We start from the raw sequence: 18830 nt of genomic DNA on the forward strand, positions 1-18830 counted from the left end.
GGCGCTTATCCCCCCTACAACTTCCCTTCGTAGGTCGGACAAGCGAAGCGCCGCCGACAGAGACTTTAGAGCAACCATTCAATAGGTAACCGATAAACCAGTCTCACCAACACCCGTTGCCAAAAACGGGTGTGCGGTTCTTTCTTCCAGATAATCTCTTTGCCATCACGATTTTCTACCCAATTCACCCGCCCCCATTTGTCCAGACGTAATGCCCAGGCGGCCTCTTTCTGGCTCTGGGTAAAACGCTGGTGAATATCTTCCGCGAGTGCGGCGCTTTCAATCACGAAGCCCATTTCGGTATTCAACATCGCCGAGCGTGGGTCAAAATTGAATGAACCGATAAACACTTTCTGCTTATCGACGCTGAAGGTTTTGGCATGCAGGCTGGAGCCAGAATTACCGGTTAACCCCCTGTCTCGCGGCCTGCGGGGGCTATTGTTTTCTGGCTTTAGTTCATACAGCGCGACACCGTGGCGTAACAGTTTCTTACGCCAGCGGGCATATCCGGCATGTACTACCGCCACATCATTGGCCGCCAGCGAATTAGTGAGAATGGCGATTTTCACCCCTTTACGCACCAACCCGAGAATTTGCGCGATGCCGGCGCGAGTCGGGACAAAATAGGCAGAAATTATGTCTATTTCCTGCTTTGGCAGGCCAATCACGTTGATCAGACGTTGCGGTAACAAGGTGTGATGATGCGCCCTTCCCTGCCCCTTACGCGGGTCATCACTCAGCAAACGGGTCTGAGCCCAGTACATATTTAACCTGCGAGCCACAAGATCCGTCGCAAACTGGCTGGTGGTCAGGCGATCCAGATAGCGCCGAGCTTTTGGGTCGTTGCGCCAGTCGTCTGGCAGTTGTACCCGTTGCTGTAACACCCCGGCGTCAACATCCAGCACCTTTGCCAGCGTCGAAACACACTGGCTTTCCCAATAGCGCTGAAAATCCTGACTGACTTCTGCAACCACCGGGCCAATCGCCAGCACGTCTAAATCTGAAAACAACGGCTGTTTACCGACACCAAAATAAGCATCGCCAACATTACGCCCACCAACAATCGTCGTTTCACCATCAACGGTGAAGGACTTGTTGTGCATGCGGCGGTTCAGGCGGGCAAAATCAGTCAGATAACCGATGGCGCGAAACAAGCGAAATGAAAAGGGATTAAACAGGCGAACTTCAATCTGAGGATGGGAATTAAGCAGCTCTAAAATATCATCCAGCCCGTTGGTGTTATTATCATCCAGCAACAGTCTGACTCTCACTCCACGGTCGGCCGCAGCCAGCAACGCGCTAAACAACAACCGCCCGGACATATCGTCCTGCCAGATGTAGTACTGCACATCGAGGGTATTTTCCGCCATGCCGCACAACAGATAACGCGCTGCAAACGCATCAAGGCTATCCGCAAGAGGATGAATACCGCTCACGCCAGGATGCTCAGCAAGCGCCGGGATAATCGCTTTCCCAAGGCGGGTAGCGTGAGGGTTCTTCACGTTAGAGTTGGGCAAGCAGTTGCTGGTAAATACGGGTATTTTCGTCATCAAAACAGACGAAAACCACTTGTTCAGGCAGCGGGCGCAGACCGATATATCGATAAACCGTATCGACGGCTATTTTTGCGGCTAGCTCTTTTGGGAAAGCGTACGCGCCGGTGCTAATGGCTGGAAACGCGATAGTGCGGTAACCATTGGCAGCAGCCAAATCGAGACAGTTGCGATAGGTTTGTTCAAGCAATTCAGCTTCGTGATTTTCACCACCCTGCCACACCGGGCCAACGGCGTGGATCACAGCTTTAACGGGGATGTTTCCGGCTTCGGTAATCACGGCATGCCCGGGGGGGCATTCACCTTGCTGTTGGCGAATCACTTTGCAGGCCGCCAATAGTGCAGGCCCTGCCGCGCGATGAATGGCACCATCAACACCACCGCCACCTAGCAAGGATGAATTCGCTGCATTGACGATTACATCAACCTCAGCATGGGTGATATCACCTTGTATCACCGACATTCTTTCGCTCATCAGGAAATCTCCAGTTAGTCTTTGAGAGTAGTCTAAATCAGGCGTACATCACTTCCTAATAAGAAGTTGAGGAGAGAAATCGTCAGGAAATGGCTGTTCACCGCAACAAGCGATCAGCGACTCGTCCACGGTGACATGCTGCAAAAAGCGGCCTGGCGGGCAAAGTGTGTGTAATGGCAGCTCCAGCTGGCTCATTTGCCAGACAGTCCCGCCTCGCTGTTTAAGCACCGCTTCGTGTGCCGTCCAGATACGCCAGAACTGCACGATTTGCTCAACTTCCGACAGAGATTCCAGCCAGTCACACAAATGCGCGGCAAAACTGTAACGGGCAATCGCCATAAAACGCGACCGTGGGCGGATTTGCTCAACATCACAACCAACTTCCCCACTACCCACCAGCACCGCAACGCGGGACGCATGGTTACTGATGTTAAATTCGGGGAGCGATGGATGATAAGGTTTACCTTGTGTTGCGCGGGCTAGTTTGGGCAAAGGACCGTCATTGAGCAGCATCGCCAGCAGGATCCTCGCAGCAATCCAGTCTGCGCGACGGTGGCCCACTGGCGCATCCTGTAACAGTTCAGGCGACAGCCAACGCGAAGTGGACGCGTCATTCAATACACACGCCACCTCGCCGAACGCCAGCTGATAATCGTTTACCGCCAACGTCGCATCACCAGTGAAGTGTTAATGCCACCAAAGGCAAAATTATTGCTCTGCACAAATTCAGTCTCGATTTTGCGCGCTTCACCCATGATGTAATCCAGTTCACCACACGCCTCGTCCGGCTGAATCAAATTCAGCGTTTCGGCAAACCAGCCTTCACGCATCATTTCGATACTCATCCAGGCTTCCAGCGCACCACACGCGCCAAGCGTATGACCCAGATAGCTTTTCAGCGAAGAGATTGGCGTATTAGTGCCGAAAATTGCCGCCGTCGCCTGGCTTTCCGCAATGTCACCACGGTCAGTTGCCGTGCCATGCGCATTGACATAGCCAATGTCGCGGGCCTCAAGCCCCGCCGAATACAGACCGCGTTCAATACAAATCTGCATGGTTTCTTTCTGTGGCTGGGTGATATGTGCCGCATCGCAATTGGTATGGAACCCGACGATCTCGGCATAAATGGTGGCACCACGCGCCAGTGCATGATCCAGATCCTCGAGGATCAATGTCCCCGCACCTTCGCCAATCACCAGACCATCACGTTGCTTATCAAACGGTGATGGCGTGCTCTTTGGCTGGTCATTGCGTTGGCTGGTTGCAAACAACGTGTCAAACACCGCCGCTTCCGAAGGACATAACTCCTCAGCACCTCCCGCGACCATGACCGTCTGGTAGCCGTGACGAATAGCTTCCCAGGCATAACCAATTGCCTGGCTGCCTGATGTACACGCACTTGAGGTCGGGATCACTCGGCCACGTAAACCGAAGAACAATCCGGTATTCACCGCAGCGGTATGCGGCATCATCTGGACGTAAGTGGTGCCGGTAATATTACGCGTGTGCTTTTCGGTCAGCATGGTGGCGAATTCACTCACTGGCCCCGTACTGCCGGTGGATGAACCGTAAGCTATCCCCGTTTCACCGCAAGTTAAAATCGGATCGTCGAGTAAACCGGCCTGGGTTAATGCCAGTTCAGTGGCTCGAGTCGCGAGCAAAGAAACGCGTCCCATCGCCCGAATACGCTTACGCGTGTAGTGTTCGGGGAGCGTGAAATTATCTATCGGCGCGCCGAGCATGGTGTTTAGCCCATCGTAGATTTGCCATTCTGGCATGTTGCGCACTGCATTCTGGCCGGACTTCAGCCCCGCAGCCACATCCTGCCAGTTATCGCCAAATGCCGTCACACCGCCCATTCCGGTAACCACCACCCGGCGAATCACAACATGCCTCCGTTGATGGAGATAACCTGGCGTGTGACGTAAGCGGCCACTGGCGACATCAAATAACGTGCAAGCCCAGCCACTTCTTCTGGCTGGCCCATGCGCTGGAGTGGAATCAGGCGCATGGCTTCGTTGAGCGCGGCCACTTCCATTTCAATCATGCCGGTATCAATCAGACCAGGTGCTATGCAATTCACGGTGATTTTGCGTTTCGCCAGTTCAATTGCCAGCGCTTTTGTGGCACCAATAATGCCCGCTTTTGCGGCACTGTAATTCACTTGCCCACGGTTGCCCATCAGGCCCGAAACCGAAGAGAGCGTGATGATTCGCCCTCCCGCACGCAGGCCAATCATCGGCATCACACACGGCTGAATCACGTTGTAAAAACTATCGAGATTGGTGCGGATTACGCCGTCCCAATCATCATCAGTTAATGCGGGAAATGCGCCGTCACGCGTGATACCAGCGTTGTTAACCACGCCCCAGTAAGCACCGTGAGCTTCGATGTCCGCTTCAATCACACTACGGCATTGCTCGCGGTCTGCGCTATCGAACTGCATGACGCGCCCCGTTCCACCCTGAGCCGTTATTTGCTCGAGCGTTTGTTGTGCGCCCGCTTCGTCGCGATGGTAGTGCACCACCACGGCAAATCCGTCGGCCGCCAGCCCACAGGCAATCGCCTTGCCGATCCCCTTGCTGGCACCGGTTACTAATACCGTCTGTGTCATCTTGCTGCTATCCCATTAAAATACCCGTCATACTTCAAGCTGCCTCTTTGTTGCCTGCGCTCACTCGCCCGAATCACTTACTTATGTAAGCTCATCGGGACTTGTTCTCTTGCCGCCGCGATGCAACTCGAATTATTTTGGGTATGACTCATTATTATAAGTTTCGTAGGGTGGATAAGCGTCAGCGTCATCCACCATTTTCATCCGCGTTGTCGGGTGCGCTGCGCTTGCCCGACCTACAAAAAAACTCCTTTAAAAAAACTTCTCTAATTCATTATTATCAGGCTGATAGGTATTGACCCGCCCGCTCGCCAGTACGTTACCGTCCGCGAGAATTTGTCCTTCAAAACTACCAATTTTTTCATCACGCATTAGTAACGTGACATGACATTCCAACTGCAAACCTTGCGCAAGATACCCGGCTGGGCAGCGCAACCCTCGCCCCCCCAGCAGCATCCCAACACGGCTGGCTTCTTCGCCGTTATTCATGGCGTGCCAGCCAGACCACACCCCTACCGTCTGCGCGATAAGCTCGATGGCAAACCAGCCAGGTAAATTCCCCTGCGCATCGAGAAACGGTGCCAGTACCCCATGGTGGCTGACCGTGACCCGACAATGGGCACTTTCTTGTTCCACCGCCACTACCGACTCCAGCAGGCACATGGGTGCTTCGTGCGGCAAATAGTGGTGCGGGGCAAGAAAATCAGTCATGAGATACTCCAAAAATCAGGCTGGCATTGTTACCGCCAAAAGCAAATGAGTTCGACAACATTATTGGTTTGGTAAATGGCTGAGGTGCGCTGAGTAAACCACAAGGCGCAAGGGTGAGGTCTTGATGCGCATCAGTGAAGTCCTGTGCTGGCAGCCTCAGCCCTTGCGATAACAGTAAATAGCAGAGCACCGCTTCACAGGCTCCAGCCGCACCTAACGTGTGGCCGGTCAGATGTTTTGTCGAGCTGCAAGGAACGCTTTCGCCGAACAGTTGATTCACCACTTTGGCTTCGATTTCGTCATTAAGACGCGTGGCGGTGCCGTGCATATTAATATAGCCAATGTCTTGTGCCGTGAGTTCAGCCTCACGCAGCGCCATTTCTATGGCGCGAATCGCGCCCACGCCTTCCGGATGTGGAGCCGACATATGCCAGGCATCTGACGATTCGCCCACGCCCAGCAGTTGTACTTTGCCCGGTTCTTTGGTCAGCAAAATCAGCGCTCCGGCCTCACCGATAGTGATGCCGTTGCGTGCAGCACTAAAAGGTTTACAGCGCCTGCTGCTCAACGATTCCAGGCTGTTAAAGCCGTTAACCGGCATGCGGCTGAGGGTATCTGCCCCGCCGACAATCGCCGCATCGACCATGCCGGATTCAATCAGCCGTTGGCCGGTAATAATGGCACGCGCGCTTGAAGAACAGGCGGTTGAAACCGTCAACGCTGGGCCAAACAGTTGCAGATAATCACTGAGAAAACGCGAAGGATCGCCAAGTTCTTGCTGACCATAACGATAAGACGCAGGCGGTTTGCCCGCATGAGTGCCGCTCACCATGCGGTCACCTTCATCCAGCCCGGACGTACTGGTCCCCAGCACTACCGCCACACGTTCGTTGCCGTAACACACAATCGCTTCATCTACCTGTGGGCGAATTTGCGCCAGTGCCGCCAGCAACAAGCGGTTGTTACGGCTGTGGTATTGCACCATGTCTGGCGGGATTTCCGGTAACTCGCCGGTAACACGCCCGACCCAACATTCGCCTTGCTGCAACCAACCGTCGGTATCCGGCACCATGCCAGGTGCAGTGTTAGCCTGCAAATTTTCGGCGATTTCGGCAAGGTTATTGCCTAACGCATTGACCATTCCGGCAGCCGTTAAAGTAATCATGATTAGTTTTCCAGGTGCTGAATGCTGATGACATAACCGAAACGATGGTGACGCACGCTGACTGGCTGGCGGTTTCCGTCACGGGTCAGGTAATCGATCGTTTCGATGATTTCACCCTGGTCGTCACGTAATTCACGTCGTGAATCGATATCTTTTAGCGTCCACCCCGCAGGGAGTTGCGGCTGCCAGGCGCTTATCGGCCAGTAGCTCAACATAATATCGGCAAGCACCTGGCTGGCTGGCGGTAATTCCGGCAACGTAATCGACTGCTCGGTTTTAACCCCTGTTTGATCGTAGGTCAGGCGGAATAAACGGATCCCTAAAGGTGATAAACCTGCCAGCATCACTTTTTGCTGGTCGGCATTCAGCAGCACCATCAGCGACTGCGTTTTACCTTTGACCTGGGCGCTCAGCAGCTGTTGTTCGGTGATTGACGGCGAAATCCCCGGCGCGGGTAGCGTCACCAGGGTGCCCGGTTTTAACCAGGCTTGCGGACGGGAGTTATCAGGTTTTGGCGTGCTGCACGCGCTAAGTAAAAATGTGCCCAACAGTAAGGCCAATATCGGTAATTTTTTCATTATTCTCTCTTTCCCTTTCCCTGGGTGGATGGGGGCAAGGCTAGTGGTGCGGTTAAAAATGCGCAGAAGATCCCGCAGCTCAACACAATACCGAAACTGGCAATGGCTTGTGTCTGGCTAAACACCAGCATTCCTAAGGTGAAAAGTGTGGTCAGCAAGGCCACGCTGATGGCGAGCAACGACGTAAGCGCAGTCCCACGCGGATTACTAAAGAACAGGGTGTAATTGATGCCGATGCCCAGAACCAGCACCAACGCCAGCAACGAAAACAGATTCAGTGCGTGGCCGCTAAACGCCAGAGCAGCAAGGCCACCGCCGAGTGATAACAGCGAAGGCACCACACTCAGCAGGCCACGTTTTACGCCGAGACGCAGCACATAACTCAACGCAATCGCGGCCACTGCGGCAGCCAACAGCCCCGCTAATAAACTGCGGAAATGGCTGAACAATTCATTGAACATCACTTTTCTGTCAACCCAACTGACGCCCGGCAGTTTTGCCGCCAACCCCGCCAGTGCCGCGCTATCACGAACCCCACTGACCGGCACCAGCGCGCCACTTTTACCGTCCGGCAATGTGAGCCACAACAAGCGCCAGCCACTGCTAATAACACTTTTTTGCCAGAGTTCAGGCGTCACCGCCATTTGTTGCAGATTGGGCGCACTGACGGTAATCCCGCTTTCGGCGAGGCGTTTTTGTAAAACCGGCGCGGCTTCGCGCAGCAATCGCAAATCCGCCTGTTGCTGTTCAAGCGAGGCGAGCGGGATCAGTCGATAACTGTCGATAAGTTTATTCTTTTGCGCGCTTGCCAGGACTGGGGCCAGCTTTTCGAGGCGCTGCAAGGTTTGTTCGGCTGTATCGCCATAAACCACAAACCATTTTTGATCCATGCCCTGCCCGGTCAGCGCGGTAATCGCCTGTTCTTCACGCACCAGATCCTGCGGCAACGCCTGGAAGCTGGCAATGTCATCGTTAATTTTTAATGAAACTATTCCGGCGAGGCTAATGAACAGCAACGCCAGTGGTATGCCAAAACGCACCGCTTTATTGTTTTGCCACGCATTCAACCAACCGTTAAGCAACCTGCTACAAGGCACCGGTCTGACGGGCAAACCGCGCACCGCAAACGGATACCAGCACACCACCGTCAGACAAGAGGCGATTAACCCACTGGCGGCGAACACTGCAAGCTGACGAATGCCAGGGAATGGCGCGAGGATCATAATGAGATAAGCGATCGCCGTCGTCGCCAGCGCCAGCAATAGCGCGGGAAGCACTTTGCGTAAACTGGCGATCGGCGAATTTTGCGCGCCGTGCACCATACGTTCTGTCAGGTAATAGAGCGTGTAATCTGCCGAAACACCAACGATGCTCATGCTCATCACCAACGTCATCAGGTGCAATTCGCCAAAGCAGAGCAGCGTAATTGCCGTACCCGCCAGCGCACCAATGGCAACTGACGTGGCGCATAACAGTAATGGGCGCAGCGAACGAAACACCAGTAACACCAGCAGCAGTACGCCAATCACCGTTGCCAGACCCAGCGTTGAAACATCATGCTTAGCCTGCTGGCTGGCGTAATCACTGTAGAATAAGGTGCCGCGCGACATCACCTGTGCATCCGGGAATTGTGATTTCAGCTTTTGTTGTAAAGCCCGCAGTTGTTCAACTGCCACACGCCCTTGCTGCATATCAAACGAGGAACCCTTGAGTTCGCCATGCAGCAAATACCAGTAGCGCCCTTGTTTATCACGCGCCACCAGCCAGCCGTTTTGCAGGCGCATTTGGCTGGCAGTTTGTTGCAGCGCCAGTTGCGAACCGCGCACCAGCATCAGCGGATCGTTAGTCAGCTCTTTACCGCTGACGCCGGAAAACGCCGAGTAAAGTTGCGATAACACCCACTGCGCCTGAGCTTCACCGCCATTTTGCAAACGGACGCGGGTCTGGTTATCCAGTAGGCCATTGCGGTTTTCGAAGTAGAATTTCCCCCACTCCTGCTGGCTTTTAGCCTCCATCGGCCCCTGCACATTTTGCAGGAACGGTTGCTGTTGCAGTTGTGTTTGCCACCACTGCGCGGCAGCGGCATCCGGTTGGTTACCGGGGCTGACCATCCACATCATCTGTTTGTCCAGACGTTGCAGAAAACCGTTCTCAATTTGCGGCGGGACTTTCCCAAGGCTGCTGGCAGGCAGCAGCGACAATACGCTGCTGTCGAGCCGCGCCCTGGGGAGCAAGAGTGCAAGCAACACCACCAGCAAGGTGACTACCGCCAGCCAGCCCCACGCCAGGCGACGATACACGTCAGAAAGCGAAGCGCTGCTGCTCTTCATTCGTGAGTTTTCGCGGTTCTGGTCGGTGGTTACTAAAGATGATTTCAGTGAAATCGCCCTGCAAATCGTTCAACGCAATGCGCTTCAGATACTTATCGCCCTGCAAAGTAATGGTGCTAAACAGCTTATCGAGCGGCGTTGTTGTCGGCGTTAATACCAGCTGCCATTGGCCTTTGCCCTGGTCGGTAAAGACGCTGGAAAAGTTCTCATCGAGCACTTTGCGATCAGCCTGGAATAGCGCACGCAACAAATGGTTGAACTGGAACATTTGCGGGTTGCTGTCAGCGGTGATGATTTGCGGTGGCTGAGTGCCCATCTTTTGTGCCATATGGCTGTCATCCAGCACCAGCGTCATCGGGAAAGGATGCTGTTGTTGCCACCACAAGCCTTTGCTTTTGGCGATCAACACTTCACCGCTGGAATGGAGCGGTTGCGCCATGCCGCTAATTTGCCGTTCTTGTTGGAATTTAGCCCGAACCACCGGCTGCGAGGCAAAACTGCGCTGCACATCATCAAGTGTGATGGCGCTCACCGTAAAGCTGATAAGCAGCAAGGCCATTAAAAAAATCTTATTCATGACTCAAACCCATACGTTCAAAAAGTACTGGAGGGGAAACAAAACACAGCTCTCCGCTGGTTGCCGAAACAGCAACCTGAATGGTGTAACCCGTGGTGGTGCGTTTGCCACTTTGCGCATCGACAATTTCATAGCCGATTTTCAGACGGTTTTCGTATTCCAGTACCGTAGCGCGGACCAAAATCTGCTGTTCAAATTTCACCACATCACGGTATTTGACGCGGGTGTCGACCACTGGCCAAACGTAACCGGACTCTTGCATCGCCCGATAGCCATAAGAAAATTGGCCAAGCAACGCCTCACGCGCCACTTCAAAGTAACGGAAATAGTTACCGTGCCACACCACACCCATTGCATCGACATCATGGAATGGGACTTTGATGCTGATCTCCACAGAGAAACGTGGGTCATTTAACATCCGGACTCCTTTTCTGGCGGTAACTGCCAGAAATCATAAAAATTAAACCAGTCTAGTGGCGAACGCAGTGCGTAAAATTCCAGGCGCTGCGCGTAGCGATCAATGATGTCTTGTAGAGACTGAGAGCGTGTGGTTCGCGGTAGCAACAGCGGATCGGCAAAGTTTTCGGCGTGAATACGCAACTTGCCCTGCTCACGCAATACCATCATAAGAATGACTGGGCATCGTAATGCGGCAGCCAGGATAAACGGGCCTTGTGGAAATGGCGCGGGGCTGCCCATAAACTGGCTCCAGCAGATGCGCCGTTCCCCGCCGCGCTGCGAGTTCACCGCAATTCGGTCACCCACAATCGCCACCCATTCACCAGCGTCAAGTTTGTCTTGTAATAACATTGCTGTCTGCGGCCCAATATGGCTGACAGGGAGCAAGTTCACCGCCGCCTGTGGGGCAATTTCTTCAATAATCTGACGAAAACGTTGGGCATGGTCAGTAAATACCAGCGCATTAATAATCAGCCCGGCCTCCACTTGCGCCAGCGCGCGGCTGGCCTCGATGTCACCGAGATGAGCGGCAAGGATTAGCTTCCCCTGCCCGGCCTGTGGTTGTAAAACTTCACGGCTGCTTGGTGCAAATTCAATGTCACGTCCCCAGACAATATCACCCCGCCAGGCCGCAATCTTATTGAGCATCGCATCCCCGAAACGTAAGAAATGGCGATAGCTATTTAAACCTTGTGGCAAGGTTATTTGCTGGCTTTCTGCCTGTTGCCTGACGCGTTCCAGCCACTGCTGTGAGGCTTTACGCTGCGCGCTTCCGCTCAGCCACATCCACGCCACCACCGGATAAAGCAAGACGTTGAATGCCCGACGCCCTAAGCGCTGGTAAATGTTGAGCATTAAACGCATTCCCGCCAGCCCTTTACGCTCGGGGATTTGTGCCCAGTGAGCAGCTTTGCGACGGCGCGTGAGCAACGCCGGAATGCGCGGCAACATGCCAAAAAACAACCGAGTGTGCATCCAGGAGATACGCAAGTTATCGTGCAGCGCATCAAAGTGCGACACACCATCCGCTGGATAGATAACCCTGGTACGCAAAAATCGGCTGTCGGTTCCCGCCCAATACAAACGCACCATGATTTCGGTATCGAAATCCATCCGTTTACCCGGACGGTGTTTCTCAATAATCCCGAGCGTGGCCGCCAGCGGATAGACACGAAATCCACACATACTGTCTTTTAATGACAGCGACAATGTTTCAATCCACACCCAGACATGCGTGACATAACGCCCGTAAAGGCGCGATTTTGGTACTGATTCGTCGTATTCCGGCGTGCCGGAAATCAGGCTTTCGGGATGGGCTCGCGCTTCATCTAAAAAACGTGGCACATCTTCTATGCAGTGTTGCCCGTCGGCATCAAGCTGGACTGCGTGGGTAAAACCCGCCTGCGTCGCCGCTTCCAGGCCGGTAATCACCGCCTCTCCCTTCCCCTGATTAGTGGGAAGACTGATAAGCGTAACGCCGGTTAATTCTGCCAGTTGCTGTTTGGTGGCTTGTTCACTGCCGTCATCGACAATAATGCAAGGCAGGCCAAACGGTTGCAGGCGTGCCAGCACCGCCGACATCGTCGCGCCGTGGTTAAAACACGGGATCACCACACAGGGGCGAAAAGCCGCAGGTGTTACGGGCATAATTTAATCTTCCCGCTGCTGGCCGGAATGCCGCCATCTTCGGTCAACAAGGTGTAGGAAAAACTCAGCACGTTACGCGTAGCATCCCATTGCAGATTCAGTTCCAGTTCGCTTTGCGGAACAATCGGGCGCTGGAATTTAACGTTATCAATCGCACTAAAGCGCATATCCGGCGCAAGTTCTGCACCGTAGGCCATCACCCAATCGAGTTGCGCGACCCCAGGTAACAGCGGTTGTGTGGGGAAATGCCCGGCAAACCAACCTAATGTTGGCGGAACCGCAAGCCGCAAACACAGTTTGCCCGCTTCGGGTTGCGCACGCTGTAACTCAATGGGTTTCATCAAATAACTCCTGTAATTGCGTCCACGCGCGCTTGCTCTGGCTATTGAGCGGGATGCGCTCGACGATGCGCCAGTAACGCGGAATGGCGATTGGCTCAAGCCAGGCACTGAGCGCTTCTCGCCACTGTTGCTTGCAGGCTCCTTGCGCTGTGGGTGCCACCACTACGGCACCAAGTGCGATGCGACTCCCTCGAGTGACCGGGACCACAACCGCTTCTTCAACACCTGGCAAAGCCAATAATCGACGCTCAACTTCACTCAGCGAGATACGTTTTTCTTCAATTTTAACCACGCGGTCACGTCTGCCAATTAAACGAAACCGCCCTTGCGAGGTAAATTCCAGAATATCGTCGAGTTGCCCGTGAAGGTGATGAATCAAGGGTGATTCCACGTGCCAGACATCGTCTTGTTGAGTAAACCGCACCGCCGGAAAGGCTTGCCATTCCGGAGCAGTCTGCACATGTTCACGCCACGCCAGCACACCGGTTTCAGTGGTGCCGTAAATTTCTGATACTGGCGTTTTCAGCCAGGCCAGTGCCTGTTGCGCCGTAACATCATCGAGTTTCCCGGCAGCGGAAATCACTCGTTTGAACTGCGGTGCGGCAAGGTTAATATCCAGCCGTTTTAAAAATGCTGGGCTACTGATAAACAGCAATGGATGTGAGGCACGCGCCGCTAATTGTTCCGGGAAGTGAATCATCGCAGCATCTCCCGCCAGGCCAAGCGCCATCGGCAACATCACGCGGAAGGTGAAACCATAAAGGTGCTGATGCGACACCGACCCCACTACGCGACAATCACGCAGGCTATCGCCCCACAGCGCCGCCAGCCAGGCAATTTCCTCATCCAGTGCACGCAGCGTTTTGTAGATTTGTGCCGGTTCCCCCGTCGAACCTGAGGTAAAGAACACTACGCCAGCCTCTTCGGGGACCGGTTCAAACGGCTGGAACGCGGAGTAATTCAGTGTTTGCGGGTTCAGCACAGGGCAACTGAGATTTAGCGGAGTATCACTGAGCACGCCGCAAAAATGTTCTTGCAGCTCACGCAGTTGGGCTTCACGATTATGCCCTGGTAAAACCGGTGTTTTACCCGCGTGAAGCGTCGCTAATAGTGCAGCGATAAAGTCATAACTGTTATCAAAACAGAGTGCCCAGCGCTGGCCAGGCTGGCGCTGTAGCCAGTCATAAATACGCTGCACATCTTTAATTAAATCGCTCTGCGTGAAGCATTGCTGCCCGGCAAACGCCACCACATGCTGCGGATGACGGCTACCATTAAGCCAGAGCGCCAGCGCTAACGGGCTATTCATAGCGACGTTTCACTCGCACTCTGACCAGCCATTCGGCAGCAAATAACATGCCCATGAACAGGTAACTCACCATTCCATTCCATAGAGTCCACCAATGAATGTTGCCCGCAAGGCACGTCCATAGGGCGACACTGCCGTTAAAAATAAAGAACAGGCACCAAACTTGTGTCACACGACGGGTGTAACGCACGCCCGCAGGCGGCAGATCCCCTTCACGCCAACGCGCCAGGCGTTCGATAAGCGACATCGTCGTAAACAATGATGACCCAAACAAGGTCAGCATCACCGCATTGACGACCACCGGATACCACAGTAGCAGTTGCGCTTCTCGCATCCAGATACTGGCGAGTGATAACACCGCCCCAGCCCACGCAAGACCTTTAAAAGCCCGGCTTAAAGCACCAGTTTTTCCACGTAACACACATAAACGCAGCACAAAACACAGCGCAAGGATCGGCAGCAAAATGTGTAATTTTGGGTATGAGATCGCCAACCAGACGGCAAAGGGCCAACCAATTACGGCTAGCCCCCCCGCTATCGTCAGTGCTTGTTTTGCCCGCACGCTTTACGGCTCGCTATGCAAACGCTCAACCGCGTCTACAACATCCTGTACTGTGCGTACCGATTTAAAATCTTCCGGTTTAATTTTTTTACCGCTGCGCTTTTGTAGATGAACAACCATATCTACAGCATCGATACTATCGAGATCCAAATCTTCGTATAAACGAGATTGCGGAGTGATTTGTTCAGGAGAGAGTTCAAATAACTTAACCAGTAACCCGGTGACTTCCTGATAAATATCTTCTTTCTTCATAACGTACTCGTGGTTTCAATCAGGCGCTGTGCGCAGGGTTTTGACTTTTAATAAATACGGCGAGATTCGCGACAGAATAAAAATGTTCGCGCATCGCTTCGTTTTCGGCGGATAACACCACACCATAACGTTTTTTAACCGCCAGTCCTAATTCCAGTGCGTCAATGGAATCAAGGCCAAGGCCGTCATTACCAAATAACGCGGCCTCACTTTCAATCTCATCAACGCTTATCTCTTCGAGATTCAAAGTATCGATAATGAGTTGTTTAATATCGGTCTCTAAGGATTCCATATAACCATCCGAGTCTTAACGAGAATCAGGAACCAGTTCCTGACATAAATATTGGCTAAGACGGCGCGCCGCTAAGCCTGGGGCATCGTCTAAATTGACCATAAAGCTCTGGCTGTCGATCCGCTGTTTGACACTCACGGTAATCATTGGCTTGTGCTGTGGGATCTGATACCAGCGGCTGTGTTTATCGAGATACCGCTGGTCGCAATGAATATGCACTAGCCGCAATTCACATCCGCTGCGCACCGCAATATTAGCCGCACCGCGCTGGATAACCAGCGGTTCCCCTGGGCGTGTGCGTGTGCCTTCCGGGAAAATCAGTATCGCCTCCCCTGCTGCCATACGCTTCTGGCTTTCAGGAAGTAACGTTTCGCCCTGACTGTTAACCAGATAATCGGCTGCACGTATCACGCCTCGAAAACAGGGATTGTTTACCAAACTGGCTTTCACCAGGCAGCCAATATGCGGCGCCTGAGAAGCAATAAATACGTAATCCAACAACGTCGGATGGTTGGCAACAATCAAACACCCATGATCGTTTGTTAACTGCTCGCAATTTTCGAAGCGATAGTCGAACACACCGAGGCCGCGTCCGATGCGTAAAAACAATCGGAAACTGGCGGCAATGCTTCGACGTGCAATCTCACGGCGCTTGCCATTATCACGCACAAATAATAGTAGTAAATTAAACCAAACCAGCGACAGCACCAGGCCACCACTACCAAATAAAACAAATAACCAGCCGGTCATAAGCACCCGCCAGCCCCATTTCAAACGCGCCCACATTAGCAGCGGCTCCAGCACCAGGCGAGGCGTTCACCGGCAACAGTAAAAGTGGGCTGCGAGCTTAACCAGCTGTGCAAAAATGCCAGTCCCTGCGGTAAAAATTGCCCTTCGCTCATTGGACTCGGTGTCGTTTGGCATTGAATTTGCGAACCACTTTCCAATAACAGTGCAACGGAAAATGGCAAATTGACCACGTCACCGGCCAAATGCGGGTGATAAAACTCGGGGATCAAACCATCGAAATCGACCAGCAAAACGCGCTTATACCCGGCATGATGCAGCGATGTGACTTCTATTAATGCCTGGGAAAATGAGTCATAGCCCGCAGAAACAGACGATGACACCAGGGCTTTTTTGGCTGCAATGGTGGTATTACCTACTGACGAGTTGTGTACCGACATCGCAAAATCCGTTGGCGAGAGGCTTTCTTGTTCCGCCAGCGCAGTTAAAATTCGAAAGTTTCTTTCAAGTTCACCATGACGGCTGGCAAAAACCAGCGCATCAACTGACTGTCGGGACAATATTGCCAGTGCACAATCAACGGCAAGACGGCTTCCTGATGACAAACGACGCGCCGTCATCATCGGTAAGTAGCGGCTTTTTGCAAGCGGAGCTGAAAAATCAACGGCGCCGGGGGTTTGGCTCCATGCCTGCCACTCCTCGGTTTCAGATAAACCAGGGGCTCGGGCCTGCCAGTCGACAACGTTAAACGCTAACTTCATGCTCGATACCCATATTCATCTAAATCGCCCGACAGATTTTAATCCCGGGACAGTTGCCGACTATCAACTAAGTCTTAATTTTAAGAATTTTCGCTCAAGTTTTGATATTTCGTGCGCTATGGCTTCTCCAGCGGCTGAGAATTGTAACAAAAAAGGCGATTAAATAAATACTTGAGATAAATCCTCTGGCCCGCGGAACAGCAGGCCGTGGATTTTAACGGTAGGTCACTTCCAGAACGGCGAGTTTGCGCTGGGGATCAAGATAATGAATTTGCGTCGTTAGCGGGACGTTGTTATCAGGTTTGTAGTTATTGAGTTGGTTGAATGCGACTGTTCGCACCACTGGTTTTCCGTCTTGTGTGCAGGACAATTTAACGGATTGTTCTCTTTGTGAAAAAGTACAGGGAGCCTCTACTATAGAGCCCCGAAAATGAATCACACCATCGCTGGCATGTGCGTTAAGTAAAGGGACACAGAGAGCAAGCATGGGCAAAAGCATGAAACATCTTAGGTTTGATATTTTCACGTCAGGAACTCCTCAACCAGGTTATATGAGGGTTATCGGCACCAGGTGACCAGAACTACAGTTAAACCCTGGTATATAGATGAAAGAATTTCTACCTGCCGCGAAATTAATTAAACGCTTCCTGGTGATGCCCACTGTTTTTCAAGATGAATATCTTTTCCATCCGTTATAGTGACAGTAATCGTCACGCTGTCTCCCGGAGAAATATTGAGGCTCAGGCGTGAAAGTTTGGCTGGTTCATTGGCCTTGATAAAAACATGGCTACTCTGGCTGCTATTAGTTTGCCCGCCAGAGCCTGAACGTAATGCCGTCATTTTGAAGGTACATTGGCAATCCTCGGTTAAGGTCGCCACTGGCACAATAGTGTAGATTTCCCCTTGTTGCTGGGTATCAAAGGTAAGTTGATTACTGAGTGCGGCAAGCAATAATAAGGTGTGCATATTTCTTCCCTCTCCCACTATAAAAAGAAAAACAGGGCCAGGGCCCTGTTTTTATATAGTTCAGAAAACCTGTTAGTGCTGCTGAAGGTTAGCGTGGTTGTTGAAGCCAGCTTGAGTCAGCGTAATGGAAGAATCACTAGCAGTTTGATTAACATTTGCTCCATTCAGTCCACCATATTGTTTCACGTCAATAGTGGAATCTTCAGCACTCCATTGAGCGATGGTGGCATTGTTTCCAAAACCATCTTGCAGAAGTGTGATTGTTGAATCGTCAGCACCCTGACCAACATTCGCGCCGTTTGACACGCCATATTGTTTGATATCAACAGTCGAATCTTTGGCATCAGCTTGTAGCGCAGTAACGTTGTTACCCGCACCTTGCTGATACACTTTCATTGTAGAATCTGGACCATGGCTAGGGAATTGTGGGAATACTGCCATTGCGCTACCTGAAACAACCACTGCTGCTAATGCTGCGATTTTGAAAAAGTTCATGGTAAAGCCCCCATCGTATTGAGAATGTAAGTCTAAATGGTCGTGTATTATCGTTGAATAACGCGTACCGCCATTTGAGACTGTTTCTGAACTACAACTGCCGACTTCTGTGTGCCTTGTTGAATAATGCTTGCCTTATTACCCGAGCCTTGCTGAATAATAAGAGCGGCATTACCAAATGACGTTTGCTGTATATCTGCATCATTGCCGTAGCCTGATTGCGCAACATAAGCAAAGTTATAACTCCCTGATTGGTCGACGTTAGCTCTGTTCCCAGACCCAGTCTGAGAGACCAGTGCTACTTGCCGGGTTCCATTTTGGTCAACATTGGCATTATTATTGTTGCCATGTTGCCCAATTATTGCTGCCTGATTTAACGATGCTCTACTTAATTCGTTAATCGCAAAGTTATATTCTGATTTTGCAAGATCTGGATTACTCGCAATAACATAACCAGGCGCACCCAACAATGCTAACATCACTAATAACGATCTGTTTTTCATGTTGTCACCCTGGGCCTGAATACATCTACTAATTGCATCTTAAAACATCACACATTTACTTTTGTTAACGCTAACGATGAAAAGTTATTTCTGCGTTACGGAACTGAGTATGTCTGGCGAAACATTTAAAATATCTCACCCGCACGTTGTATTTTTATATTTCCACTCATTACAAAGTATGAGTCGTATAAAAAAAATCAAATACAACAAAGGGTTCAGGATTGATCATATTAATTAGCTTGCAAGCTTTTAAACCGCCTCGCCAACCACACTGTATTTTGCCGCCTGGTTGGGTTTCCCGCGGCGTTCCAGGCAATTTTTAAGGGGGCCCTGTCACGAAGATTATTTTCCTTAAGAATCATCCTAACGCGCAATGTAACATTCACTATTTACATATGTTAAGACCAGTCACGCTCAAAACAAAAATCAAAAACTTGATTTAATTCAATTATATACAATCATTTGTATGATTTTTAAAACTATGCAATTTATA

At 51.9% G+C, this 18830-nt stretch carries 23 protein-coding genes; all 23 read right to left on the bottom strand.

Going from position 1 to position 18830, the window contains the following annotated elements; all coding sequences use genetic code 11:
• Positions 1-65 precede the first annotated feature (65 nt).
• Positions 66-1553, bottom strand: coding sequence for a phospholipase D family protein (locus MES37_RS18090; RefSeq protein ID WP_237932262.1), 1488 nt, complete (start codon positions 1551-1553; stop codon positions 66-68).
• Entirely contained in the window at positions 1504-2028 is a 525-nt protein-coding gene (ymdB, locus tag MES37_RS18095) for an O-acetyl-ADP-ribose deacetylase (RefSeq protein WP_064547929.1), read from the bottom strand. The genes MES37_RS18090 and ymdB overlap by 50 nt, the downstream gene beginning before the upstream one ends.
• Before the next feature lie 48 nt (positions 2029-2076).
• Entirely contained in the window at positions 2077-2694 is a 618-nt protein-coding gene (locus tag MES37_RS18100; RefSeq protein ID WP_237932263.1) for a 4'-phosphopantetheinyl transferase superfamily protein, read from the bottom strand.
• Positions 2685-3914: a beta-ketoacyl-ACP synthase gene (locus tag MES37_RS18105; protein WP_121813901.1), complete on the bottom strand. Its 1230-nt coding sequence runs from the start codon at positions 3912-3914 to the stop codon at positions 2685-2687. Before MES37_RS18105 ends, MES37_RS18100 begins: the two co-directional genes overlap by 10 nt.
• Positions 3911-4642: a 3-ketoacyl-ACP reductase FabG2 gene (locus tag MES37_RS18110; protein WP_133522689.1), complete on the bottom strand. Its 732-nt coding sequence runs from the start codon at positions 4640-4642 to the stop codon at positions 3911-3913. Before MES37_RS18110 ends, MES37_RS18105 begins: the two co-directional genes overlap by 4 nt.
• Before the next feature lie 252 nt (positions 4643-4894).
• Positions 4895-5353: an ApeP family dehydratase gene (locus MES37_RS18115; protein WP_121813902.1), complete on the bottom strand. Its 459-nt coding sequence runs from the start codon at positions 5351-5353 to the stop codon at positions 4895-4897.
• Positions 5346-6518, bottom strand: a complete 1173-nt coding sequence (locus tag MES37_RS18120; protein ID WP_237932266.1) for a beta-ketoacyl-[acyl-carrier-protein] synthase family protein — start codon at positions 6516-6518, stop codon at positions 5346-5348. The genes MES37_RS18115 and MES37_RS18120 overlap by 8 nt, the downstream gene beginning before the upstream one ends.
• Positions 6519-6520: 2 nt before the next feature.
• Positions 6521-7096 carry a DUF3261 domain-containing protein gene (locus MES37_RS18125; protein WP_121813904.1) on the bottom strand — a complete coding sequence of 192 codons (576 nt, stop codon included), beginning with the start codon at positions 7094-7096 and terminating at the stop codon, positions 6521-6523.
• Entirely contained in the window at positions 7096-9426 is a 2331-nt protein-coding gene (locus tag MES37_RS18130) for an MMPL family transporter (protein ID WP_237932268.1), read from the bottom strand. Before MES37_RS18130 ends, MES37_RS18125 begins: the two co-directional genes overlap by 1 nt.
• The gene (locus tag MES37_RS18135; protein ID WP_133522694.1) at positions 9398-10003 is read right to left on the bottom strand and encodes an outer membrane lipoprotein carrier protein LolA; all 606 of its coding nucleotides are present in this window, start codon (positions 10001-10003) and stop codon (positions 9398-9400) included. The genes MES37_RS18130 and MES37_RS18135 overlap by 29 nt, the downstream gene beginning before the upstream one ends.
• Positions 9996-10421 (bottom strand): acyl-CoA thioesterase, encoded by a 426-nt coding sequence (locus tag MES37_RS18140; RefSeq protein WP_064547949.1) that lies wholly within the window; start codon positions 10419-10421, stop codon positions 9996-9998. The genes MES37_RS18135 and MES37_RS18140 overlap by 8 nt, the downstream gene beginning before the upstream one ends.
• Positions 10415-12109 carry a glycosyltransferase family 2 protein gene (locus MES37_RS18145; RefSeq protein WP_237932270.1) on the bottom strand — a complete coding sequence of 565 codons (1695 nt, stop codon included), beginning with the start codon at positions 12107-12109 and terminating at the stop codon, positions 10415-10417. The genes MES37_RS18140 and MES37_RS18145 overlap by 7 nt, the downstream gene beginning before the upstream one ends.
• Positions 12100-12450, bottom strand: coding sequence for an ApeI family dehydratase (locus tag MES37_RS18150; protein WP_064547954.1), 351 nt, complete (start codon positions 12448-12450; stop codon positions 12100-12102). The genes MES37_RS18145 and MES37_RS18150 overlap by 10 nt, the downstream gene beginning before the upstream one ends.
• Entirely contained in the window at positions 12437-13759 is a 1323-nt protein-coding gene (locus MES37_RS18155; protein ID WP_237932272.1) for an AMP-binding protein, read from the bottom strand. Before MES37_RS18155 ends, MES37_RS18150 begins: the two co-directional genes overlap by 14 nt.
• A complete protein-coding gene (locus tag MES37_RS18160) occupies positions 13752-14321 on the bottom strand; it encodes a hypothetical protein (protein WP_064547958.1) in 570 nt (189 codons plus the stop codon). The genes MES37_RS18155 and MES37_RS18160 overlap by 8 nt, the downstream gene beginning before the upstream one ends.
• 3 nt (positions 14322-14324) lie before the next feature.
• Positions 14325-14573: an acyl carrier protein gene (locus MES37_RS18165; protein ID WP_064547960.1), complete on the bottom strand. Its 249-nt coding sequence runs from the start codon at positions 14571-14573 to the stop codon at positions 14325-14327.
• Between the two features lie 19 nt (positions 14574-14592).
• Positions 14593-14865, bottom strand: a complete 273-nt coding sequence (locus MES37_RS18170) for a phosphopantetheine-binding protein (RefSeq protein ID WP_237932274.1) — start codon at positions 14863-14865, stop codon at positions 14593-14595.
• Positions 14866-14880: 15 nt separating this feature from the next.
• Positions 14881-15651: a lysophospholipid acyltransferase family protein gene (locus tag MES37_RS18175; protein WP_064547964.1), complete on the bottom strand. Its 771-nt coding sequence runs from the start codon at positions 15649-15651 to the stop codon at positions 14881-14883.
• On the bottom strand, positions 15651-16373 hold the full coding sequence (locus MES37_RS18180; protein WP_237932276.1) for a beta-ketoacyl synthase chain length factor: 723 nt from the start codon (positions 16371-16373) through the stop codon (positions 15651-15653). Before MES37_RS18180 ends, MES37_RS18175 begins: the two co-directional genes overlap by 1 nt.
• Before the next feature lie 214 nt (positions 16374-16587).
• Complete coding sequence (locus MES37_RS24760) at positions 16588-16713, bottom strand: hypothetical protein (protein ID WP_255424168.1); 126 nt, start codon at positions 16711-16713, stop codon at positions 16588-16590.
• 296 nt (positions 16714-17009) lie between these two features.
• A complete protein-coding gene (gene csgC / locus MES37_RS18185; protein WP_121813911.1) occupies positions 17010-17339 on the bottom strand; it encodes a curli assembly chaperone CsgC in 330 nt (109 codons plus the stop codon).
• 72 nt (positions 17340-17411) lie between these two features.
• On the bottom strand, positions 17412-17834 hold the full coding sequence (csgA, locus tag MES37_RS18190; protein WP_064547971.1) for a curli major subunit CsgA: 423 nt from the start codon (positions 17832-17834) through the stop codon (positions 17412-17414).
• A gap of 47 nt (positions 17835-17881) precedes the next feature.
• The gene (gene csgB / locus MES37_RS18195; protein WP_064547973.1) at positions 17882-18337 is read right to left on the bottom strand and encodes a curli minor subunit CsgB; all 456 of its coding nucleotides are present in this window, start codon (positions 18335-18337) and stop codon (positions 17882-17884) included.
• Positions 18338-18830 lie beyond the last annotated feature (493 nt).

It is taken from the genome of Buttiauxella sp. S19-1 (genome assembly GCF_022134725.1).
In the GTDB taxonomy this organism is placed as follows: Bacteria; Pseudomonadota; Gammaproteobacteria; order Enterobacterales; family Enterobacteriaceae; genus Buttiauxella; species Buttiauxella ferragutiae.

Bases quoted from the DNA above. Each gene is read 5' to 3' on its own strand.
- MES37_RS18120 (WP_237932266.1), bottom strand. From the start codon at position 6,518: ATGATTACTTTAACGGCTGCCGGAATGGTCAATGCGTTAGGCAATAAC.
- MES37_RS18180 (WP_237932276.1), bottom strand. From the start codon at position 16,373: ATGAAGTTAGCGTTTAACGTTGTCGACTGGCAGGCCCGAGCCCCTGGT.
- MES37_RS18140 (WP_064547949.1), bottom strand. From the start codon at position 10,421: ATGTTAAATGACCCACGTTTCTCTGTGGAGATCAGCATCAAAGTCCCA.
- MES37_RS18175 (WP_064547964.1), bottom strand. From the start codon at position 15,651: ATGTGGGCGCGTTTGAAATGGGGCTGGCGGGTGCTTATGACCGGCTGG.
- MES37_RS18170 (WP_237932274.1), bottom strand. From the start codon at position 14,865: ATGGAATCCTTAGAGACCGATATTAAACAACTCATTATCGATACTTTG.
- csgC (WP_121813911.1), bottom strand. From the start codon at position 17,339: ATGCACACCTTATTATTGCTTGCCGCACTCAGTAATCAACTTACCTTT.
- MES37_RS18150 (WP_064547954.1), bottom strand. From the start codon at position 12,450: ATGAAACCCATTGAGTTACAGCGTGCGCAACCCGAAGCGGGCAAACTG.
- csgA (WP_064547971.1), bottom strand. From the start codon at position 17,834: ATGAACTTTTTCAAAATCGCAGCATTAGCAGCAGTGGTTGTTTCAGGT.
- MES37_RS18165 (WP_064547960.1), bottom strand. From the start codon at position 14,573: ATGAAGAAAGAAGATATTTATCAGGAAGTCACCGGGTTACTGGTTAAG.
- MES37_RS18110 (WP_133522689.1), bottom strand. From the start codon at position 4,642: ATGACACAGACGGTATTAGTAACCGGTGCCAGCAAGGGGATCGGCAAG.
- MES37_RS18145 (WP_237932270.1), bottom strand. From the start codon at position 12,109: ATGCCCGTAACACCTGCGGCTTTTCGCCCCTGTGTGGTGATCCCGTGT.
- csgB (WP_064547973.1), bottom strand. From the start codon at position 18,337: ATGAAAAACAGATCGTTATTAGTGATGTTAGCATTGTTGGGTGCGCCT.
- MES37_RS18135 (WP_133522694.1), bottom strand. From the start codon at position 10,003: ATGAATAAGATTTTTTTAATGGCCTTGCTGCTTATCAGCTTTACGGTG.
- ymdB (WP_064547929.1), bottom strand. From the start codon at position 2,028: ATGAGCGAAAGAATGTCGGTGATACAAGGTGATATCACCCATGCTGAG.
- MES37_RS18125 (WP_121813904.1), bottom strand. From the start codon at position 7,096: ATGAAAAAATTACCGATATTGGCCTTACTGTTGGGCACATTTTTACTT.
- MES37_RS18155 (WP_237932272.1), bottom strand. From the start codon at position 13,759: ATGAATAGCCCGTTAGCGCTGGCGCTCTGGCTTAATGGTAGCCGTCAT.
- MES37_RS18130 (WP_237932268.1), bottom strand. From the start codon at position 9,426: ATGAAGAGCAGCAGCGCTTCGCTTTCTGACGTGTATCGTCGCCTGGCG.
- MES37_RS18115 (WP_121813902.1), bottom strand. From the start codon at position 5,353: ATGACTGATTTTCTTGCCCCGCACCACTATTTGCCGCACGAAGCACCC.